The sequence below is a fragment of the Allosphingosinicella sp. genome (assembly GCF_036402135.1).
Classification (GTDB): domain Bacteria; phylum Pseudomonadota; class Alphaproteobacteria; order Sphingomonadales; family Sphingomonadaceae; genus Allosphingosinicella.
Genome location: NZ_DASWTN010000011.1, coordinates 31,197 through 51,061, shown reverse-complemented (window position 1 = coordinate 51,061; position 19,865 = coordinate 31,197). Strand labels below are relative to the sequence as shown.

Annotated in this window: 13 protein-coding genes; 10 read left to right on the top strand and 3 right to left on the bottom strand. The window is 63.7% G+C overall.

Annotated elements, in window-relative coordinates; genetic code table 11:
• Window positions 1–4: 4 nt before the first annotated feature.
• The 8 genes from VGD10_RS03900 to VGD10_RS03865 all read left to right on the top strand — a co-directional run bounded on the left by VGD10_RS03900 (window position 5) and on the right by VGD10_RS03865 (window position 10,457).
• The gene (locus VGD10_RS03900; protein WP_331039488.1) at window positions 5–1,243 is read left to right on the top strand and encodes a cytochrome P450; all 1,239 of its coding nucleotides are present in this window, start codon (window positions 5–7) and stop codon (window positions 1,241–1,243) included.
• 1 nt (window position 1,244) lies between these two features.
• A complete protein-coding gene (locus VGD10_RS03895) occupies window positions 1,245–1,919 on the top strand; it encodes a peptidoglycan recognition protein family protein (protein ID WP_331039487.1) in 675 nt (224 codons plus the stop codon).
• Between the two features lie 12 nt (window positions 1,920–1,931).
• Window positions 1,932–4,397 carry a P-loop NTPase fold protein gene (locus tag VGD10_RS03890; RefSeq protein WP_331039486.1) on the top strand — a complete coding sequence of 822 codons (2,466 nt, stop codon included), beginning with the start codon at window positions 1,932–1,934 and terminating at the stop codon, window positions 4,395–4,397.
• 223 nt (window positions 4,398–4,620) lie between these two features.
• Entirely contained in the window at window positions 4,621–5,973 is a 1,353-nt protein-coding gene (locus tag VGD10_RS03885) for a M20/M25/M40 family metallo-hydrolase (protein WP_331039485.1), read from the top strand.
• Between the two features lie 7 nt (window positions 5,974–5,980).
• Window positions 5,981–6,865, top strand: a complete 885-nt coding sequence (locus VGD10_RS03880; protein ID WP_331039484.1) for a LysR family transcriptional regulator — start codon at window positions 5,981–5,983, stop codon at window positions 6,863–6,865.
• Between the two features lie 69 nt (window positions 6,866–6,934).
• Window positions 6,935–7,969 (top strand): N-acetyltransferase DgcN, encoded by a 1,035-nt coding sequence (gene dgcN, locus VGD10_RS03875; protein ID WP_331039483.1) that lies wholly within the window; start codon window positions 6,935–6,937, stop codon window positions 7,967–7,969.
• Entirely contained in the window at window positions 7,927–8,913 is a 987-nt protein-coding gene (gene dgcA / locus VGD10_RS03870; protein ID WP_331039482.1) for an N-acetyl-D-Glu racemase DgcA, read from the top strand. Before dgcN ends, dgcA begins: the two co-directional genes overlap by 43 nt.
• A complete protein-coding gene (locus tag VGD10_RS03865; RefSeq protein ID WP_331039481.1) occupies window positions 8,913–10,457 on the top strand; it encodes an N-acyl-D-amino-acid deacylase family protein in 1,545 nt (514 codons plus the stop codon). The genes dgcA and VGD10_RS03865 overlap by 1 nt, the downstream gene beginning before the upstream one ends.
• Before the next feature lie 3 nt (window positions 10,458–10,460).
• Here VGD10_RS03865 and VGD10_RS03860 read toward each other — a convergent pair whose 3' ends face one another.
• Window positions 10,461–12,389, bottom strand: a complete 1,929-nt coding sequence (locus VGD10_RS03860) for a S9 family peptidase (protein ID WP_331039480.1) — start codon at window positions 12,387–12,389, stop codon at window positions 10,461–10,463.
• A 247-nt stretch (window positions 12,390–12,636) separates the two neighbouring features.
• On the opposite strand from VGD10_RS03860, the gene dacB reads away from it, so the two are divergent.
• Window positions 12,637–14,103, top strand: a complete 1,467-nt coding sequence (gene dacB / locus VGD10_RS03855) for a D-alanyl-D-alanine carboxypeptidase/D-alanyl-D-alanine endopeptidase (RefSeq protein WP_331039479.1) — start codon at window positions 12,637–12,639, stop codon at window positions 14,101–14,103.
• Here dacB and VGD10_RS03850 read toward each other — a convergent pair.
• Together VGD10_RS03850 and VGD10_RS03845 are read right to left on the bottom strand one after the other, a co-directional pair.
• Window positions 14,084–15,094: a serine hydrolase gene (locus tag VGD10_RS03850; protein ID WP_331039478.1), complete on the bottom strand. Its 1,011-nt coding sequence runs from the start codon at window positions 15,092–15,094 to the stop codon at window positions 14,084–14,086. The genes dacB and VGD10_RS03850 overlap by 20 nt on opposite strands.
• The gene (locus VGD10_RS03845) at window positions 15,094–16,587 is read right to left on the bottom strand and encodes an MFS transporter (RefSeq protein WP_331039477.1); all 1,494 of its coding nucleotides are present in this window, start codon (window positions 16,585–16,587) and stop codon (window positions 15,094–15,096) included. The genes VGD10_RS03850 and VGD10_RS03845 overlap by 1 nt, the downstream gene beginning before the upstream one ends.
• A gap of 321 nt (window positions 16,588–16,908) precedes the next feature.
• On the opposite strand from VGD10_RS03845, the gene VGD10_RS03840 reads away from it, so the two are divergent.
• Window positions 16,909–19,857 (top strand): TonB-dependent receptor domain-containing protein, encoded by a 2,949-nt coding sequence (locus tag VGD10_RS03840; protein WP_331039476.1) that lies wholly within the window; start codon window positions 16,909–16,911, stop codon window positions 19,855–19,857.
• Window positions 19,858–19,865: the final 8 nt, after the last annotated feature.

The window sequence follows — 19,865 nt, the reverse complement described above, 5'->3', positions numbered from 1 at the left end:
TCCGATGGGTCGCTATCTGGATCAACTCGACACCGTGGCGCCGGACCGCCGCTGGGCGATGGTGCGGGGATGGCTTCTAGGCGAACCACTGCCGTTCTTCGCCGAGCTTCGGGCGGAGCGCCCGGTGCTCGTGCTTCCTGACGTCACGCTAGCGACCCGCTATCATGACTGCGCGGCGATCCTGCACCGCCACAAGGACTTCGGCGTCGACCTGTATCGTCCCAAACAGGGCGACTATTTCATGGCGCAGGACGACACTGCCGACCACTGGCGCGACAAGTCGATCATGAAATCGATCCTCGATTTCGAGCAGGTGCCGGCAATGCGCGCCTTCGTGGGCAAGACAACGAATGACATTCTCGACGCGGCAGGCTGCTCAATCGATGCGCCCAAGCAGCTAACCCGGGCCGTGCCCATCGCCCTGGTGCAACGCTTCTTCGGCTTCGACGGCAGCGATCCCAACAAGCTGCTCGCCTGGTCCTACTGGAACCAACAGGACGCGTTCCACAATCAGCCGTTCGACATCGACGTCCCCGATCCCGATCATATCGTCGCCGAACGGAAGCGCGCCAACATCCACCTCGCATTCTATGTCGGCCGGCTCGTTGCCAAGCGGGCCGTCCAGGCGAAGCTCGGCGCACGAAAGGACGATCCAGTCTCACGATTGATCCGGCTGTCGTTCACCGGCGCCCTCAACTTCCCCCTGAAGAAGGTGCTTTTCAACGTCGGCGGGCTACTGATAGGTGCCGTCGAGACCACATCTCATACCGTCAATAATGCGATTGCCGAACTGTTCAGGCACCCCGCCGTGCTTGATCGCGCCCGAGCCGCTGCGCGGGAGGACGATCCGACGAAGTTTGATGGCTATGTTTTCGAGGCGCTTCGTTTCAATCCGGCCTTCCCCTACTTCTTCCGGACATGCCACCGTTCAACGCTGCTCGCCTCCGGCACTCCGTTCGCGACGGAGGTTGAGCCGGGGACCACGGTGCTCGCAGTCACGCACAGCGCGATGTTCGACGAAGCAGCCTTCCCGGATGCTGAACGGTTCAATCCGGTACGATCGCCGGGCGACACCTTCACCTTCGGCTATGGCATTCACGAATGTCTCGGCCGCGCCGTCGCTGCGGCGATGGTGCCCGAGATCGTCCGTCAGTGCCTGTGCAGAACGGATTTCCACCCTGAAAGCGCGCCCATTTTTGAAGGCGGGGTACCGGAGCATTACCGATTGGCATGGAGGGACTGATATGAACCGGCAGGAGCTTGGCCGTTCGCTCAACCTTATCGAGGAAATGATCGCTGCCGGTCGGCCCAACCGGCCAGGATCGCCAATCGCTCCGCGCTATATAACGGTCCACAATACGTCGAACACCGGATCACGGGCCGACGCACGGGCGCACTCGCGCTTTGTGCGCAACACCGGCTACTACACGCTTCCGAGCGGGAAGAAAAATTATGTGTCGTGGCATTACACTGTCGACGACCTTTGTGTGTGCAAGCATCTCCCGATTAATGAACGGGCGATTCATGCCGGTGCCGCAAACGGCGTCAGCGTAGGCATCGAAGTATGTATGCACAGGGAGATTGATCAGGCAGCCGCGAATGACCGCGCGGCCCGTCTGGTCGCGGCTCTGCTGCACGACCTGAAGCTCTCGACCGCGGCGATCAGGACCCACAAAAGCTGGACCGGCAAGGCTTGCCCTGTGCTGCTGCTGCCGCAGTGGGAGGCGTTCGTCGACAGGGTTCAGGCGATCCTTGATTCGCTCCAGCCCCTCCAAGGCGATTTGCTGCTGGAAGCGGATGAACGGCAGGCGATCGAGACTACTCCGCCGGCTGATTTCGACGAGGATGCGCTCCAGGAAGACGATCACGATCACGAACTTGTCGCCGAGGCAGTCGCACAAGAATTTCCGCCTTTCTAGGCTTTACGAACGATGGCTTTTCACGACCCGTCGCTCGTCATCGACCGTCGGGCGGAGCTCGGCGCCGCAGCGGGTGTCCACGCCCTCCTCATCGGTATAAGCGACTACAAATATCTGCCGGATATAGATGCCCTACCGACCGAGGGAGGGCAGAGCCTGAGGAAGCTCCGCCGTTCGGCCGTGACTGCCTCTCGGATAATGCGAAAGCTTATAGAACTGAACGAGCGGGGTCGACTGATCGTCCCCCTTAAGACCGTCCGACTGCTCGTTTCGCCATCTGCTGCTGAACTGAAAGCGGAGCCGGGCCTGGGGAGCCTGCCAGGCGACTCGCAGCATGAGGCGATCGGCACCGCCCTTCGCGCATGGCAGGACGACGTTTCGCAAGCGGAAGACAACCAAACTTGGTTCTTCTTTAGCGGGCATTTGGCGCGGCTATCGCGTGACGATTGTGTCCTCTTGCCAAGCGATTTCATGCAGCCAGACAGCGATCTGCTTTCGAAGACATTTCGATGTTCTGACATTCAAGAGAGCATGCCTTTCACGCGGTCGGAGAAAAGCCTGACGCAAATTTATTTTCTCGATTCCTCCGATAGCCCAATCCGCCCCTTCCACGAATTAGCCGGCCAGGCCGAGACGCCTCTGGTCCTGCCTCGCCCTCCCGGCACCGGACCTACTCGGGCACCTGTATTCATCGCCTCCCGTTCTACAAGGATGGCGATGCCGGATACCGCGTCCGAACTAACCTCACTTGGAGAGGCGCTCTCGTGGGGCTTGGATAACGGAGTATCGGCATCGCGGAAAATGGCAAGTGAGAGGGCTCAGTGGCCAGTTACCGCAAGCTCGCTTCACACTGCAATCGGCCAATCCGAACGCTGGGCTCGCGACTTCGATTTGGAACTCGTCAACTTCGTCTTCGATCCAGTCATTTGCCTCGGCAAGGCTCCCTCGCAGTCAGGCGTTGAGCTTCCGGCGGCAACGTCCGAGCGGCTCAATACCCAACGCGACAATCCGGCCAAGGTCGACGCGCTTGGGCGTCACTGGTTCGCGAGAATACTTGCCACTCGTATCGTCGAGGCGCACGTCCCGGCTGCCGAGGATAGTCCCGCGTTCATGGTGCATCTCCACGGCCCATGGGGCTCCGGAAAGTCCTCAGTGCTCAACTTCGTCGAGCAAGAGCTCAAATCGGGTGAACTCGGCTCTCCTTGGCTCGTGGTCGACTTCAATGCGTGGAAGCATCAGCGGCTGCGACCACCTTGGTGGTCGCTGATCCGCAGCGTCTATTCCGCGGCACTGAAGGACCCTCAAGTTAAGTCGAACCTCCGTTTGCGCAGCGTCTGGTGGCAATGGCGCCTCCGTGCGGACTGGCTACCGATCCTGCTGGTCGCGCTGGTCCTCGGCGGGGCGGCATTCGCGATCACGCGTATGGGCGGGGGCGACAAGGTTCTACCGAGCATCGCCGCTGCGATCACCGCCGCTGCAGGCGTTTACGGATATGCGCGGTTCCTTTTGTTCGGCTCCAGCAAGGCGGCACAGACCTATCTCGATATTCGGGACGATCCCTTCGGGCCGGTGATTAAGCTTCTGAATGATCTGGTGAGCGCGATCGGTCGACCGGTGATTGTGTTCATCGATGACCTGGATCGCTGCGACAGCGACTATGTCGTCGAACTGCTCGAGGGCATCCAGACGTTGCAGCGATCGGCGCCGATCACCTACCTCGTGGCGGCTGACCGCAAGTGGATCTGCTCGAGCATCGAGAAGAAGTATAGCGATTTTGCGGGTACGATAGGGGAAGCCGGGCGGCCTCTCGGCTATCTCTTCCTCGACAAGATGTTCCAAATATCGGTGGGGATCCCCCGTCTGTCGTCTGCAATTCAGGCGCGATATTGGAGACAATTGCTGAGCCCCGCTGACGGAAGCCAGCCCGATGCCCGAGCGGTGGAGGAGGCGCGGGCTAAGGCGGCCCGTGAAGTTGAGGGGCTGACGAGCCAGGAAGACCTGCAGCGCGTAGTCGACAAGCACGCGAATGAAAGCCCTGTGGTCCAGCAGGCGATCCGCGAACAGGCCGCACTGCAAATCACCAGCGCGGCGGCGACGCTTGCGACGGAACATAAATTACAAAAGCTCGCGGGCCTGCTGGAGCCCAACCCGAGGGCGATGAAGCGGCTGGTGAACGCTGTCGCTCTGGCGCAGGCCAGCGCTTTTCTCGAAGGACGCAGCGCCGACCTCGATTTGCTCGCAAGGTGGGCCATGATCGAACTCCGCTGGCCTGTCTTGGCCGACCTGCTGGCAACCAATCCGGAACTGATCGAACCTTTCCAGCAAGTCCATCAACAACCGGCAGGGGCAGGCGAGAACCGCCTTTTCCCACCGCACGTGGCGGATCTAGGCCGAGATCGCGACCTGCTGTCGATCATAGCGCCCGCGGAGGGCAGCGCAGGACTGGACTGCGCAGCCCTCAAAGATTGGCTCGCATAAATCGGGCCAAGCATAACAATTCGCGGTAAATCAGAACTTGTGGCGACTATCCTCTCAGCCACTCTTACCCAGCTGAGGCGGGCCCTCTTCGTGATGACGCTGAGCTTTGGAACAAGCATCCTCGACCGCCGATAGCTGGCTCTGCTAGACGATCAGACAAGCAGCTTTGACGTCAAGGAAGTGTATGAAGATTTCGTTGTTTGGGCTCGCGACCTTATTCTTAGTGGCTGACCCAGCGCTCGCCTCGGATCGGAACTCGCCTGAGGGGCGGGAGGCGCTGGAGATTTATCGGTCAATTGTCGAGATCCCTACGGTGAAGGGGCGTGGGCAGGTGCCGAAGATGGCGAAATACCTTGCCGGCAAGTTCCGGAAGGCCGGGCTCGCCGCTCGCGATATCGAAATTTTGCCGGTGGGAGAGACGGCGGGATTGATCGTCACTTATCGCGGGACGGGCGCGAAGGCGCCGATCCTGTTCCTCGGCCATATGGATGTGGTCGAAGCGAAGAGGGAGGATTGGGAGCGGGATCCGTTCAAGTTCATCGAGGAGAACGGCCATTTCTTTGGGCGCGGCACCAACGACAATAAATTCGGGATTGCGCAGCTTGCCGCCGCTTTCATCCAGCTGAAGCGGGAGGGGTTCAAACCCAATCGCGATCTAATCATCGCCTTCAGCGGAGATGAAGAGACCGATATGGCCACTACAAAGGCCATGGTAGCGAAGCTGGCGGCGCGGAAGCCGGCGTTCGCATTAAACTCCGATTCCGGGGGCGGCCGGGCAGATGCCTCGGGTAAGGCGTTGGCTTTTGCGGTGCAGGTCGCGGAGAAGACCTTCGCCAACATCGAAGTGACTGTCCGCAACCCCGGCGGACACAGCGCACGCCCGCGTACGGACCATGCAATTTACGAGCTCGCCGACGTGCTGCGGAACGTACGCGGCTATCGCTTTCCGGTGGTAGTGAACGATCTTACCCGATCGATCGTGCGCGACGCGGCGCGTCAGCCGGGTGCCAATCCGAACCTTGAGAGTGCCTTGGAGGCGCTGGCGCGAAATTCTGAGGATCAGCAGGCGCAGGCGCTTCTCGCCGCGGAGCCGCGGCTTGCGCTCTCCCTTCGCACCACATGCGTGCCGACGCTGCTGACCGGTGGCCATGCCGACAACGCGCTGCCGCAGAGCGCCACGGCGAACATCAATTGCCGAATATTTCCGGGTGTGGCGATCGAAGAGGTAAGGCAGAAGCTCGCCGAGATTGGCGGCGATCCGAAGGCCGAGTGGAAGGTGACAGGTGATCCGTTTGCGAGCTCGCCTTCTCCTGAAAACAAGGAATTGTTCGCGGCGATTGCGAAGGCTGTCGAGGACCGGCACCCAGGAATACCGGTGGTTCCTTACATGACGCCGGGCGCCACTGATGGGAAACATTTCAGGGGCGCCGGGATTCCGACCTACGGCGTCGGCTCCGAGTTTTCGCGAGCGGGCGAAGACACGTTCGCGCATGGGCTTAACGAGCGCGTGCGGGTGGAAAGCTTCTTCGAGTCTCTTGATTATTGGCCGCGGCTGATGAGGCTTCTGGCCTCGTGAGCGGGCGATGAATCTTCGTCACATCGAAATATTCCATGCCGTCTATGTGAACGGCTCCGTGAGCGCGGCCGCGCGCGCGCTGAACGTGTCGCAGCCGTCGGTGTCGAAGACACTTCGCCATGCGGAGTCTTTGCTTGGATTCCAGCTGTTCCAGCGGGCGAACGGGCGGCTCGTGCCGACCGAGGACGCGCATGTGCTCTTCGCCGACGTCAGCGAGATTCAGGAGCGCGTCTACGCCCTTCGTCAGGCGGGGCGAAACCTGAAGCGCGGCGTCGCGGGCATGTTGCGGGTTTCGGCGCTGCCATCGCTCGCGCTGCACACCATTCCCACGGCCGTAGCGCGTTTCAGGCGCAACCATGACAATGTGAAGTTCGATCTTCAGACCGTTCATCACGACGATCTCGTGCGAAAGCTTTATGAGCGGGAGACGGATCTCGCCATTGCCTATGAAGTGCCTCCGGCCGCGCCGATCGGCAGCCGCCTTCTTGGGCACGGCGAGCTCGTCGTGCTCTATCGCGAGGAGGACATCCCCGGCGCGCCGCCGGAGCTTGAGCTGGAGCAGCTTCAGGGCCAGCGCTTCATTAGTCTCGCCGCAAGCGGGCCCATCGGTCAATTATTCACGCAGGAACTGCAGCGGCTCGATCTAGAGCTGGATGAGGTGGTCTCAGCGCGCACCTTCTACATCGCCTCCGCACTGGTTCGGCAAGGAGTAGGCATAACCGTCGTGGACAGTTTTACCGCCCACGCATCGCTTGTGCCGGGGCTGGCATTCCGGCCGCTGAAGCCGCGGCTTACGTTCGACGTGCATGCCATGTTCCTGCTAAACCGCCCGCCTACGGCGCTTGCGACCGAGTTCCTGAAGACGCTGGGACGGGTAATCGGCGCGCCATAACGATGGTTTATGCCAAAGGTCGCACTCTTTATGGGCGGCCTCACGGCACTGCCGATAGGGTCCCGGCCAATGATCCCTGCCCCTTACCTCCTATACCTCGGAAGCAGTTCGGACTTTGTCGGCATTAAGACGTCGCGCGGGCTTGCAACCTTTCGGCCGGAGGATTGCGTCGGCGAGTTCCGCCATGACGACTGCCCCCTCACCCTTAAGCTTCCGCGTCTGAGCCTTCAGGAAGGCGTCGCGGCGGGCGCGCGGACGCTGGTGCTCGGCATTGCCAATTCCGGCGGCACGATGGAACAACGGCTGATCGAAGACGCGGTGGCCGCGCTCGACGCCGGCCTCAATGTCGCCGCTGGCCTGCACCAGCGGCTACGCGATCAGCCGCGGCTCGTGGCCTCGGCGGAGGAGCGAGGGCTGCAGCTTTTCGACGTACGCGATCCGCCGGCGAACCTCCGCGTCGGCAACGGCTATAGGCGGGCAGGCAACCGGCTCCTGACGGTCGGGACCGACTGTTCGGTGGGCAAGATGTACGCGACGATCGCGCTTGCGCGAGCGCTTCAGGAGCGAGGCGTTGCCGCCGATTTCCGCGCGACGGGTCAGACCGGCATTCTGATCGCAGGCGAGGGCGTGGCGGTGGATGCGGTGGTGGCCGACTTCATTTCGGGAGCCATCGAGCAGCTCGCACCGGAGCGGCATGATGATGGCTGGGACCTGATCGAGGGCCAGGGTTCGCTATTCCATCCCTCATTTGCTGGAGTATCGACGGGCCTGCTCCACGGCGCGCAGCCGGAAGCAATTGTTCTCTGTCACGATCCCAACCGCACACATATGCGCGGCATTCCGGGGCGGTCGCTGCCGGGCCTTAGTGAGTGCTTAAGTGAGAACCTGCGCGTTGCCAGCCTGACCAGCCCTGACGTGAGGGCGGTGGGCGTTTGTCTGAACACCTCCGGGATGGAGGCGGCGGAGGCGCGGCGGCTCTGCGGGCGAACCGAGGATCTGCTGGGCATTCCCTGTACCGACCCGATGGCCTTCGGCGTCGATGCGCTGATCGATAATCTTTTATGCCTTGCACCCTCACAGCCCAGCACAGCCGCTTCCCGCTAGCGAAGCCATTCAGAATCTCCCGCGGCGTCAAGACGGCCGCGGATGTGATCGCCGTCGAGATCGCTGAAGATGGCGTCTTCGGCAGAGGGGAAGGCGTGCCCTACCCCCGATATGGCGAGAGCGTGGAGAGCGCGCTCAACGCGATTGAGGAGGTGCGCCCGGCGATCGAGGCGGGTGCGGATCGCTCGGCTTTGATGTCGCTGATGCCGGCCGGCGCTGCGCGGAATGCGATCGATTGCGCATTGTGGGATCTGGAGGCGCGCAAGGTTGGACGGAACGTGGCCGATCTGATCGGCGCTCCGGCGCCGCGCAAGATGGCGAGTGCGCTGACCATCGTCATCGATGCGCCAGAACGCATGGCGGAGGCGGCGGCTGAGGTGCGCAAGGCCCCGCTGTTGAAGATCAAGGTGGATGCCAACGATCCCGCTACGCAAATTCGGTCGGTTCGCGCGGCGGCTCCGGAGGCGCGGCTGATTGTGGATCCCAATGAAAGCTGGGATCAGGCTCTGGTGGAAGGAATGCAGGACGCGTTAGTCGAAGCGGGGGTCGCTCTGCTCGAACAGCCGGTTCCGGTCGGTGCCGACGAATGGCTGGAAAACTTTAAACCGGCGGTGCCGATTTGCGCGGATGAATCGGTGCATACGGCCGAGGACCTGGATGTGGTCGCGCGGCGCTATCAGGTGGTGAACGTGAAGCTCGACAAGTCCGGCGGACTGACGGCTGGGCTTGAGCTGGCGCAGGCGGCGCGGGAGCGGGGCCTCGGGCTGATGACTGGCTGCATGGTTTCCTCATCGCTCTCGATTGCGCCTGCGCTTCATGTGGCGCGCATGTCGGACTTCGTCGATCTTGACGGGCCGATCTGGCTTCTGGAGGATCTGCCCGGCGGCGTGCGCGACGATGGCGGGGTTCTGATCCCGCCCGATCTAGGTTTCTGGGGGACGTGATGCGAGCAATCCTGGCAGGTGTCGGCGCCGCGACCCTGCTGGGTGCCGCACCCGCTCCGGAGCCGGTGGACCTGCTGATCCGTGGCGGTACCATCTACACCGGTGCTGCCGATGCTTTCATCGGCGATGTCGCCATCAAGGATGACCGCGTCTTCAGGGTGGAGCCAGCCGCTGCCGTTCAAGCCAAGCGCATCATTGACGCCACTCGCATGGTGGTAGCGCCGGGCTTTATCGATCCGCATGCGCATATCGGTCCGGATCTGGCTTCAAGCGAGAGCGGCAAGCGGCTGATCCCGGCCTTCCTGATGCAAGGGGTGACAACCGCTTTCATCGGTAATGACGGCTATGGTGATCCTGACGTGGGAAAGGTGCTCGGCGGAGCCAAGTCGGTGGGGATCAACTATGCGGCCTTTGCAGGTTTCGGTGCGATCCGGACGCAGGTGATCGGCGCCGCTGATCGGGCGCCCACTTCAAGCGAGCTCGGGCGGATGAAGGCTCTGGTCGCGAAGGCCATGTGCGAAGGCGCGCTCGGCTTCTCGACCGGATTATTCTACGCGCCGCAGAGCTTCGCGAAAACCGACGAGGTCGCGGCGCTGGCGCGGGAGGCAGGGCTGCGCGGTGGGTTTTACGACAGTCATATTCGCGATGAATCCAGCTACTCGATCGGCCTTTCCGCAGCGATCGACGAGGCGCTTGCGATCGGGCGCGCGGCACAGATCCCGGTCAACATCTCGCACATCAAGGCACTGGGCGTCGACGTTCAGGGGCAGGCGCCGCAGATTATCGCCAAGATTGAGGCTGCACAGCGTCAGGGCCAGCGGGTCACTGCCGACCAATATCCCTGGTCGGCTTCGGGTACGACTTTGGTCTCGGCTCTGGTGCCGGGCTGGGCGCAGGATGGCGGACGCGCGGCGATGCTGAAGCGCCTCGACGATCCTGGGGCGCTCGCCCGGATCAAGGCCGCGATGGCGGAGAATCTACGACGCAGAGGTGGTGCGGCGGCGCTGCTGATTACCGAGGGCGATCATACGGGGCGGACGCTCGCGGCAGTGGCGGGCGGAGCCGATCCGGTAGCGGCAGCCATCAGGGTCATCCGTGTCAAGGATCCGGCGACGGCTTCGTTCAACCAGAGCGAGGCGGACATCAAAGCCTTCATGCGCCGCCCTTGGGTGATGACGAGCTCCGACGCCTCGAGCGGGCATCCGCGCGTATATGGAAGCTTCGCGCGGAAGTACGACAAATATGTGCGGCAGGAGCGGGTGCTGTCGCTGCGGGAATTCATCGAGCGGAGCTCCGCGCTCACCGCAGCGACATTCGGACTGACCGGGCGCGGAAAGATCGAGGCCGGTGCGTTTGCCGACATAGTCATCTTCGATCCGCAGCGTTACGCCGCGCGGTCCACCTACGACCAGCCGACGCTTCTTGCCGAAGGCGTTCGCACCGTCATCGTCAACGGCAGGCTCGCCGTGGATGGCGGAAAGCTGACCGGCCAAGCCGCGGGACGCGCGTTGAAACGAACGCCGCCCGCCGGAAGCTGTCCCTGAAGCCTAGCGCTGGGGCTTAAGCTCGGCATTCAGGAACCGCTCCGTCGCCCTGAGGCTCTGCAGCCAGTGGGCGTGACGCAGGAAACCGTGCCGCTCGTTCGGGAACACCAGCTCTTCGAAGCGAATGCCGCGCGCCGCGAGCTCGCGGGCCAGGAGCACGGACTGCGAGTAAGGTACGTTGCGGTCGTCGTCACCGTGGATCAGCAGAACCGGCGAGCGCCAGCGGTCGATGGACGCCATGGGCGAGGACTGCCACTGCAATTGACGGGCGGCGAGCTGCGCGTCCGGCGACAGGGTGTCCGGCACCGGGCGAAGCAGGGTGTGGACGCCGTGAAAGTCGACGCCGACTTTGAAGAGGTCGCTGTCGCGGGCGAGAGCGAGAGCCCCCAGATAACCGCCCCAGCTTCCGCCCCAGATGCCGATCCGGCTTGGGTCTCCGTCGGCACGCGCAGCGAGCCACCGGCCGGCAGCGAGGATGTCGCGATATTCCGAAGCCCCTTCGCGCGCGATGCCCTTCGCATCGCGGAACGCCTGCCCGTAGCCGGTGCCGCTGCGATAGTTGACCGCCAGCACATTATAGCCCTGCGCGGCCAAATGCTGGTTCATGATGTAGGCGTTCGAATAATAGCTGGAGGGGTGGAAGCCGAGCAGCATCTGGCGGCGGGGCCCGCCATGGACATAGACGATGCCGGGGCGTTTTCCGGCTCCGCGACCGCGGAATAGCTGGCCGTGCACCTCGATGCCGTCCTCTGCGCGGAAACGGACCGCCTCCGGCGCCGTGAAACCCGACGCTGTCGCTACGTTGCCGAGCGGCGAGGCCATGCGGCCTACCAGCGCCGGATAGGCCGGATGCGTCACGTCGGTCGCGATCATCGCCAGGGTTTCGCCCGCGAAAGTCGGATAGGAGGCGATGCCGTCGCCGCTGGTTAGTCTTTCCGGCACGCCGCCGTTCAGCGGCCGGCGCCAGATGTGCCGCCGGTTGAGGTCGTCGGCATTGGCCGCATAGACGAGTGAGCGCCCGTCCGGCGTCAGCAGATAGGTTTCGACCTCGAAAGCGCCGGGGGTGAGCTCGCGCGGCGTACCGCCCCTCAAGGCGTCGATGGCGTAAGGATGGAGCCAGCCGCTCCGCTCCCACGGGAAGACGATCTCGCCCGCGGCGCTCCAAAAGAGGTTGCGGCTGCGCGTGCCCATGTAGCGTGCGCCCAAGCCTGCAGGCGCGGACCAGAGGCGGCGGGCGGCCCCGGTCGCCGCATCGGCGACATGGATGGACCAATAGGGGCCGCTCCGTTCGGCGGCCCCTGCCGGAGGATCGAAATAGCGAACGAACGCCACCTGCCGACCGTCGGGAGAGAAAATGGGTTCGGCGGAATAGCCGAGGCCGGGGTCGAGATAGGAAAGCCGTCCTTCGGCAAGATCCAAGAGGCCGACGAAGCTGTGATTGTCGCGATAGTCGACGAACAGCAGCCGCCTGCCGTCCGGCGACCATTGCAGTCGGTTCACTTCGCCGTTGACGCGCGCGACGCGGCGCGGCTGAGCAGTCCCTTCGGCGAGCCAGATCTCCCCCTGCCGCGTAAAGGCGAGGCGGTCGCCGGCCGGCGAGAAGACGGGGGAGTGGCCGTCGCCGATCGCCGTCGCAGGGCCGCCGTCGACATTCGCGACGAAAAGCTGCTGCCGCGGCGCTTCGGGAGCGGACGCGGCATTGGGGAGGTCTTCGTCCGCGAATTCAGGATCGCCGCCGCGGACAAAGGCGATGCGCCGCCCATCGGCGCTGAGCGCAAGGTCGGCGACCGGGACGCCGTCGTCAGCCGTGAACTGGGTGATGCGCCGGGCGGCACGGCCGGGCTCCGCTACCCAGATGTTGCGGACGCCGGCCCTGTTTTCCACCCAGGCGAAACGCTGCGCATTGCGCGCACCGACAAGGCCGCTTGCCACCGGAAGCGCTAAGGCCTCCGCCAGCGGATCGCGGCCGCCTTGCTGCGCGGAAACGGTAGGCCCGGCGACTGCCAACCCGATTGCGCACAGAAAAAGCCGAAGACCCGCTCGCCACATCATTCCATTCTCCTGAAGGCGATATGCCCACGCCGACAAGCGAACCATGCGCGGCGGTTATGGTGGGATCAATGGTCTGAATGATGTCACGGGGATTGCCCTAAGCGGCGACTGCGGTAACCTCCGCGGCATGAAGAGACGCACCTACGCTTTCCATTTCGCATTGGTCGCCCTGTCGTTGTCCGCCGCTCCGGCCGAAGCGCGCGATGCAGCGCTTCAGCAGCGGGTGGAGGCGAAGCTGAGCGAGGCGGGGCCGGGCACCCGCTTCGGATTGGTCGTGACGACCGAAGATGGAAGAGAGATCGTGGCGATTGCGCCCGACAACCGCTTCATTCCGGCATCGAACACCAAGATGTTCACGACGGCCGTGGCCTTCGCCACCTTTCCCGATGTTCAGGAGCCCGACGCGTCCGGCGGCGCTGCGGTGCGGCTGGACGGCGCGACAGGCGCGGTTCCGGATGTCGTTCTTGAGGGCAATGGCGATGCGCGTCTTTCCAGCGCCGCCGATTGCGCCGTCAACTGCCTTGCCGCGCTTGCCGATGCGGTGGCGGGGAAAGTGCGGCGGGTCCGCAATGTGGTCGGCGACGACAGCCTATTCCCCGACGAACGCTGGAGCCCGGGGATGAGCTGGAACAACATCCACACCCGGTCCGGCACCGGCATCTCAGCGCTGACCATCGACAATAATGAGCTGGCGCTACGTGTCTTTCCGACCGCGCCCGGCCAGCCGCCGCGGCTGGAGGGCTTTCCCTATTTCGAGATCGACAACCGCGCGATGACAACGGCGGCGGGCGACACGAAGCTGGAGTTCGACCGGCTGCCCGGAAGCCGCAGCATTCGCCTGACCGGCACGATCGCGGTAGGCGCGGAGCCTGAGCTGCTGCGGCTCGGCATCGACGATCCTGCCCATTATGCAGCGTGGCGGATGAAGGATCTGCTGGAAGCGCGCGGGGTTCGTGTGACGGGCGAGGTGGACGCGCGACACCGCCGGCTCAGCGCCGCGGACGACCCTGCCAAAAGGGGCAGTGCTCCGCCGGCAAGGGCACCGAGAGAGGCGCCGCTTGCCCGGCTCGTGCCGCCGCCGCTGGCAGAAGATATCGCCGTCATCAACAAGGCCAGTCAGAATGTGCATTCCGAGCTGCTGCTGCGGCGGGTTGGCCTGAGGGACGGTACGGGATCGATCGCTGACGGCGTCAAGGCGGTCCGGACGATGCTGGAGGGCGCGGGGGTGCCGCGGGCGGCCTACGACTTCTCTGACGGGTCGGGCATGTCTACGTACAACCGCGTGGCGCCGCGCGGTATGGTGACGTTCCTGCGCTGGGTCGCGGCGCAGCCCTGGGGCGCGGCCTATCGCGCGTCGCTTCCAGTCGGCGGCGTCGACGGCACGCTTTCAAAGCGGTTCACCGGCACTCCGCTCGAGGGGAAAGTGTTCGCCAAGACCGGGACGCTCAACGCAACCAATGCGCTGTCCGGCTATCTGACCGCGGCGAGCGGGCAGACCCTCATCTTCTCGGCTTATGCCAATGACGTGCCTGAGGACGTTCCCGCCACCAAGTTCATGGATGAAGCGCTCGCGCTTATCGCTGCAGAGAATTGATCACCTCGTCGCCGGTGGCGGGACGCAGATCGAAGATGCCGCTGTCCCGGTGCCGGGCCGGATGAATGCGGTTGGTGAGCAAGGTCCAGGCGAGGCCGCGGTCGAAGTCGATCCAAAGGCCGGTGCCGGTAAAGCCGGTATGGCCGATCGTCTCGGGCGAACAAGCGTGACCGCCGTGCCAGCCGTCGAAGCGCCGCTCCCAGCCGCAGGTGCGATGTTCGTGAACCGCGGTTCGGATCGCGCTGAGCATTGAGGGCGATGCGCTGCTGCCGTCGAGCAATCCCTGCGCGAAGGTGAGCACGCCGTCGACGGTGCCGAACAAGCCCGCATGGCCTGCTACTCCCCCCAAAGCGAAGCAGTTTTCGTCGTGGACCTCGCCCTTCATGACGCGGCCGCGCCAGGTGCAGGCTTCCGTCGCGACTGCCGGACCGGGCGGCGGACCGAAGCTGAGGCCGGGTCCGAATGGCCAATCGGAAAGCGCCGCGCCGGTGATCCGCTCTATGGCGATGCCGAGCAGGATGAAGTTGATGTCGGAGTAGACGGGCGCACCTTGGCTCCATTCGCGCTGCAGAACAAAGGCGCGGAGCCGGGCCGGATCGTCGCCGTAGGTGTAGATTGGCTCCACCGCCGGAAGGAAGGTGCGGTGGGCGAGGCAATCGCGAAAGGTCAGCCGCCGCTCCGGCGCATTGTCGATGTCGTACTGGCGGAGGTCGGGAATGGCGTCCGTGAGCGGCCCGTCCAGATCCAGCCGGCCTTCTTCGGCGAGACGGAGGATCATGGTGGTGGTGGCGATCACCTTCGATACCGAGGCGAGGTCGAACCAGTGCGCTTCGGTGAGCACTTCCGGCTCTGGTACCAGTGCGGCATGGCCGGCGACGCGGATCGCGCGGCTGCCGCGGGCATCGACGATGCCGAGGGTTGCGCCGGGAATACGTCCGTCCTCCACCGCCGCTGCAGCCGGCGCGAAGGCGCGGTCGATGACGCTTTCCATCAGGCTTTCGCTTCGTCCTCGGCTGGGCGCGGCTTCACCCTGCCAATCATCGGTAGGAACAGGAGTGCCGCAATGCTGAGCGCACCGGACAGGAGGAAGAAGCCGTCATAGCCGATCGCCTGCTCCATCGAGCCGGAAGCGCCGGCGAGGAGGCGCGGCAACAGGAAGGCGAAGCTCGAAAGAAGCGCATATTGGGCGCCGGGGAAGCGCGGGTTCACGAGCATCGAAAGGTAGACGACGAACACGGTGCCAGCGAAGCCATTGCCGAACTGGTCCGCGCCGGTCGCGAGGTAGAGCACCCACCGCGCCGGCTCCTCATGCGCGAGCCAGACGAACGCCCAATTGCCGAGCGCGGCAAGCACTGCGCCGAGCGCGAGAGTCCAGCCCTGCCGCCAGCGCGTCACCAGCCAGCCGCCGAGCGCTACACCCACCATGCTCGAGGTCAGCGCTACCGCGCCGTCGGCAATGCCGATTTCCGTTAGCGAATAGCCGACCGACTTCACCAGCGGCTTGGATAGAGTGAGCGCGAGGACGTCGCCCATGCGGTAGAGCGAGACGAACGCCATGATGAGCAAAGCCGCGTAGCCGTAGCGCCAGAAGATATCGACATAAGGCCCCAGCGCGGCCGAACGGCGGAGCGGGGCATCGGCGGGCGCACGGCGGATTTTCGGTAACGCCAGAGCCATGGCGACGAAGGGGAGCAGGCAGATCCCAAGTACGACCGGCGTGACGTTGCTCTGCGGGCCGATGCCAGCTTGCGCGGCGGCTCCCAGCACAACCCCGCCGACAGCTGCGGTGGCAGCCGCAACCAGAAGCAGGATGACTGCGCTAGCGACCAGGCCTTGGATAAGTGCCTGCGACCGCCCCTGGATTGAGTGGGAATGCGGCCGCATCGCCGCGAGGATTGGGAAGGGAAGAAAGGCCGCCGCCGCTATTGCAAGATAGGCCGCGGTCCAGCCTGCATCGTCGGCGACGATCAGGGCCCCGCTGCCCGCGGCCACCATGGCGCTCCGATATCCCCAGATATTAGCAGCGACGATCGGGCCCTGCTCATCCTGCGTCGGCGCGAGCTCGATGCGCCAGGCGTCCGCCGCGACTTCCACCGTGGTTGTCCAGAAGGCGAGCAGAACCGCGAAGAGCGCGGTGAGCGGGAGGTCTGGGCCGGTGAAGGCCATCGCCGCCATCGAAGTGAAGATGCCGAGCTGCGCTAGCATGATCCAGCCGCGCCTCTTGCCCCAGAAGCGGCCGAAGCCCGGGACGTCGTACCGGTCGAGCACCGGCGCCCACAGAAATTTGAAAGTCGGCAGCAATGTGATCCAGGCGAAGAAGCCGATCACCACCAGCCCGACGCCGTGCTCGGTGAGCCGCAAGGCAAGCACCGTCGAGAACATGTAAAATGGGAGGCCGGCGGAGAAACCGAGCAGGCCGTAAAGCGCGAGCCGTCCCCATTGAGACCGCGCGGCGACAGGAGCGCTCAACGCTAAGTCAGCCAAGTCGACGCTCGTCAATGAAATGAAGCAGCGCGATCACGTCCAGCCCCCCGGTCGATCACCAAGGTTCGCGTCTCTTCCCAAGCACGTCAATCGTCGCTGTTGCGGCCAAACAACATTTTCTACCCGCCGATCTGCCGCCGATGCGGACAAGTTATGGGTGGCGCAACGAAAACTATGGCGCTCTGTGACACTTTTCTTTCTTAATGCAGAGCGTAACCGCGCGGGAAACGCGGAAATCTTAGGGGGATGAAGATGCTTGCTTCCAGCACGTTCAAAACTGTCCTGGTTTCGGGGACTGCGCTTGCTGCCATGGCATGCGCCTTGCCGAGTGCCGCGTGGGCGCAGAGCACGCCGGATGCGGACACCACTACCCAGCCGGCAAACACGCCGACGGGCGCCGAAACGCCCAACGAAGGCGCCGACGTTACGTCTAACCGTGACGAGGGTACGGAGATTCTCGTCACCGGATCGCGTATCCGACGCGACCCGAACGACAGCCCGCTTCCCCTGCAGATCATCACGACGCAGGAAATCGAACGAAACGGCCTGAGCAGCCCGGAGCAGCTTGTCGCCTTCCTCACCACCAACGGCACCGGCGCCGACAATCTCGCCAGCAACGCGGACGTTGTCTCCGGTCAACAGCGCGGCAATAACGGCGCATCTTTCGCCAATCTTCGTGGCCAGGGATCGGGCGCCACGCTCATCCTCCTGAACAGCCGCCGCGTCGCGGCACACGGCCTTCAGGGATCGGCCGTCGACGTCAACCAAATCCCCTTCGCTGCCATCGAGCGTGTGGAAGTGCTGAAGGAAGGCGCCTCTGCCATTTACGGGACAGACGCGATCGGCGGCGTTATCAACTTCATCCTTCGCAAGGATTATGAAGGCTTCGGCGTCCAAGGGTTCGTCGACGCGGCCGAGGAGGGCGATCACACGATCTTTCGGACCTCCGCTATCGCCGGCTATGGCGACCTTGACGAGCAGGGCTTTAACATCATGGGCGCCGTCAGCTACTCGGACATTCCCGAGCTTCGCGGCGACCAGCGGAGCTTTGTGAATACCTTCCAGCCGGACCGCGGCGTTTCGCCCGACACCCGCGGCACGCCGTTCGGAACGATCTTCCCGCTAGCGGGCACCTTCTTTCCAGATGCGGCGTCGACACCGCTGATACCGGGAACGACCACGCGCGCCGGCGGCGGCATCAACGTGCTTGATCTGCCGGGCGCCGAAGGGTGCGGCGCGGTGGCTGACCAGGGGCCTTACGACAACGAACTTTGGGCCACCCCCAATGCCGCCCTCGCCTGTGCATGGGACACGGGCCGCGCCGCCGTTCTTCAGCAGCCGGTCGAAACGCTTACCTGGCTTGGCCGCGGCGTCGCGCGGCTGGGAGAGCATGAGATCAGCCTTGAGGCAACGGGCTCTGATGCTACGGCTGCGAAACGCTTTTCTCACATCCAGATCACGCCGAACACCACTACCCAGCGTTATGAGCATCCCGTCGGTGCGCCCGGTTATGAACTCGTCTACAGCCGGCTCATCGCGGCATTTCCCGCCCTTGCGTCTAGGCCGCGGGACGGCTTCGCCTATCGCTGGCGCTGTATCGAATGTGGACGGCGAGAGATCATAACCGACACGCAGACCGCTCGTTATACGCTCGGTGTCGACGGTCCGCTGTTTGCACGGTGGGACTATCGGACCGGAATCTCGTATGCCGAGAGCGAGTCTAAATCGACTCTGGGAACCGGCTATTATTACCGCGGTACGCTGGCGGACGATCCGACTACGGCGGTTAACGAAGCCGGCTTGCCCGATCCCAACGTTCCGATCGTGCCCGGCACCACCAACCTTCGCGGCCTGATCGGAGCTTTGAACAGCGGACTGGTGAACCCCTTCCTGCTGCCAGGGGAGACTCAATCAGCTGCAGGACTGGCTGCAATCCAGTCCGCTTCTGCGGCGGGCGTGGTCCTTTACGGCGGCAAATATTCGGTTGTGCAGGCCGACGCCTCGGTGTCCGGTCCACTGTTCGACCTCGCCGGCCGGTCGGTGAGGGCCGCATTCGGCCTCGATTACCGCAAGGAGAAGTATCGCTTTAACGGCGACGAGCGAGAGGTGCTCAATCGGCCGACAATCATCGGCGCGCCGTTCGACGATGCGAACGCGCTTGAAGGTGCTTCGCGCGAGATCAAAGCCGCTTACGCAGAAGTGCTGATCCCGATCCTCGACAGTCTTGAGGTGACGGTCGCCGGTCGCATCGACGACTACGGCGACTTCGGCACGACCACCAATCCGATGGTAAACTTCAAGTTCCGCCCATGGGAGCCGCTGATGTTCCGCGGCAACTACAATACCGCCTTCAGGGTTCCGGCGTTCAATCAGCTATTCAACGGCATCACGGAATCGCTCTACACGGGCAGCGACCTTGCCGATCCGGAGACCTGTCCCACTGGCCGGCCGAGCACGACCCCGGGTTGCGAAAACCTGGTCCGTACGATCGACATCCTGAACGGCGGCAATCTGGATCTGGAGCCGGAAACGGCGGAGATGTACAGCCTTGGCGTGGTATTCGAGCCGTCGCGCAACTTCAGCGCGTCGGTCGATTTCTTCAGCATCAAGCGCGACAATACCATCCAGATCCTGACGCTTCGCCAGCTGGTCGACAATTACGCGCTCTTCAAAGACCGATTCATTCGCGATGCTGGCGGCACGCTGCTGGACATCGACCAAAGGTGGATCAACGTCGGCGGTTCGACCACGGAAGGTTTCGAGATCGTCCTTCGCGGCGGACTGGACGGGCTCGGCGGCCGGTTCACGGCGGGTCTGGACGGCACCTACCTCACCAAGAAGACGGAGCAGCTGATCGAAAACGGCCCGGTCGAAGATCGGCTTGGGGTCTTCACCTTCAGCGGCGATCTGGGCCTTAAGTGGAAGCATAATGCCTTCATCGGTTACGATACCGGCGACTGGAACGTCACGCTGACGCAGCTCTTCCGCAATGGCTATGAAAACCAGGAACTGCCCGGCGTCGCCAACGGCAGCGTCACTCGGCCGAACCTTGTCGAGCGCGTGGACGATTACATTATCTACAATCTTGCGGTTGCATTTACCGGCATCGAAGGGATGCGCTTCACGGCCGGCGTCAAGAACCTGTTCGACACCGATCCGCCGTTCGCGATCAGCTATGACAGCTTTACCGGCGGCGGCAGCTCGTGGGAGCCGCGGGTCGCCGATCCACGCGGACGGTCGTTCACATTCGCTGCCGAGTTCAAGTTCTAGAAGGCTTG

Excerpts from the sequence above, each read along its gene's own strand:
- VGD10_RS03895 (WP_331039487.1), top strand. The coding sequence starts at position 1,245 with ATGAACCGGCAGGAGCTTGGCCGTTCGCTCAACCTTATCGAGGAAATG.
- VGD10_RS03850 (WP_331039478.1), bottom strand. The coding sequence starts at position 15,094 with ATGGAAAGCGTCATCGACCGCGCCTTCGCGCCGGCTGCAGCGGCGGTG.
- dacB (WP_331039479.1), top strand. The coding sequence starts at position 12,637 with ATGAAGAGACGCACCTACGCTTTCCATTTCGCATTGGTCGCCCTGTCG.
- VGD10_RS03880 (WP_331039484.1), top strand. The coding sequence starts at position 5,981 with ATGAATCTTCGTCACATCGAAATATTCCATGCCGTCTATGTGAACGGC.
- VGD10_RS03900 (WP_331039488.1), top strand. The coding sequence starts at position 5 with ATGGGTCGCTATCTGGATCAACTCGACACCGTGGCGCCGGACCGCCGC.
- dgcN (WP_331039483.1), top strand. The coding sequence starts at position 6,935 with ATGATCCCTGCCCCTTACCTCCTATACCTCGGAAGCAGTTCGGACTTT.
- VGD10_RS03865 (WP_331039481.1), top strand. The coding sequence starts at position 8,913 with ATGCGAGCAATCCTGGCAGGTGTCGGCGCCGCGACCCTGCTGGGTGCC.
- VGD10_RS03890 (WP_331039486.1), top strand. The coding sequence starts at position 1,932 with ATGGCTTTTCACGACCCGTCGCTCGTCATCGACCGTCGGGCGGAGCTC.
- dgcA (WP_331039482.1), top strand. The coding sequence starts at position 7,927 with ATGCCTTGCACCCTCACAGCCCAGCACAGCCGCTTCCCGCTAGCGAAG.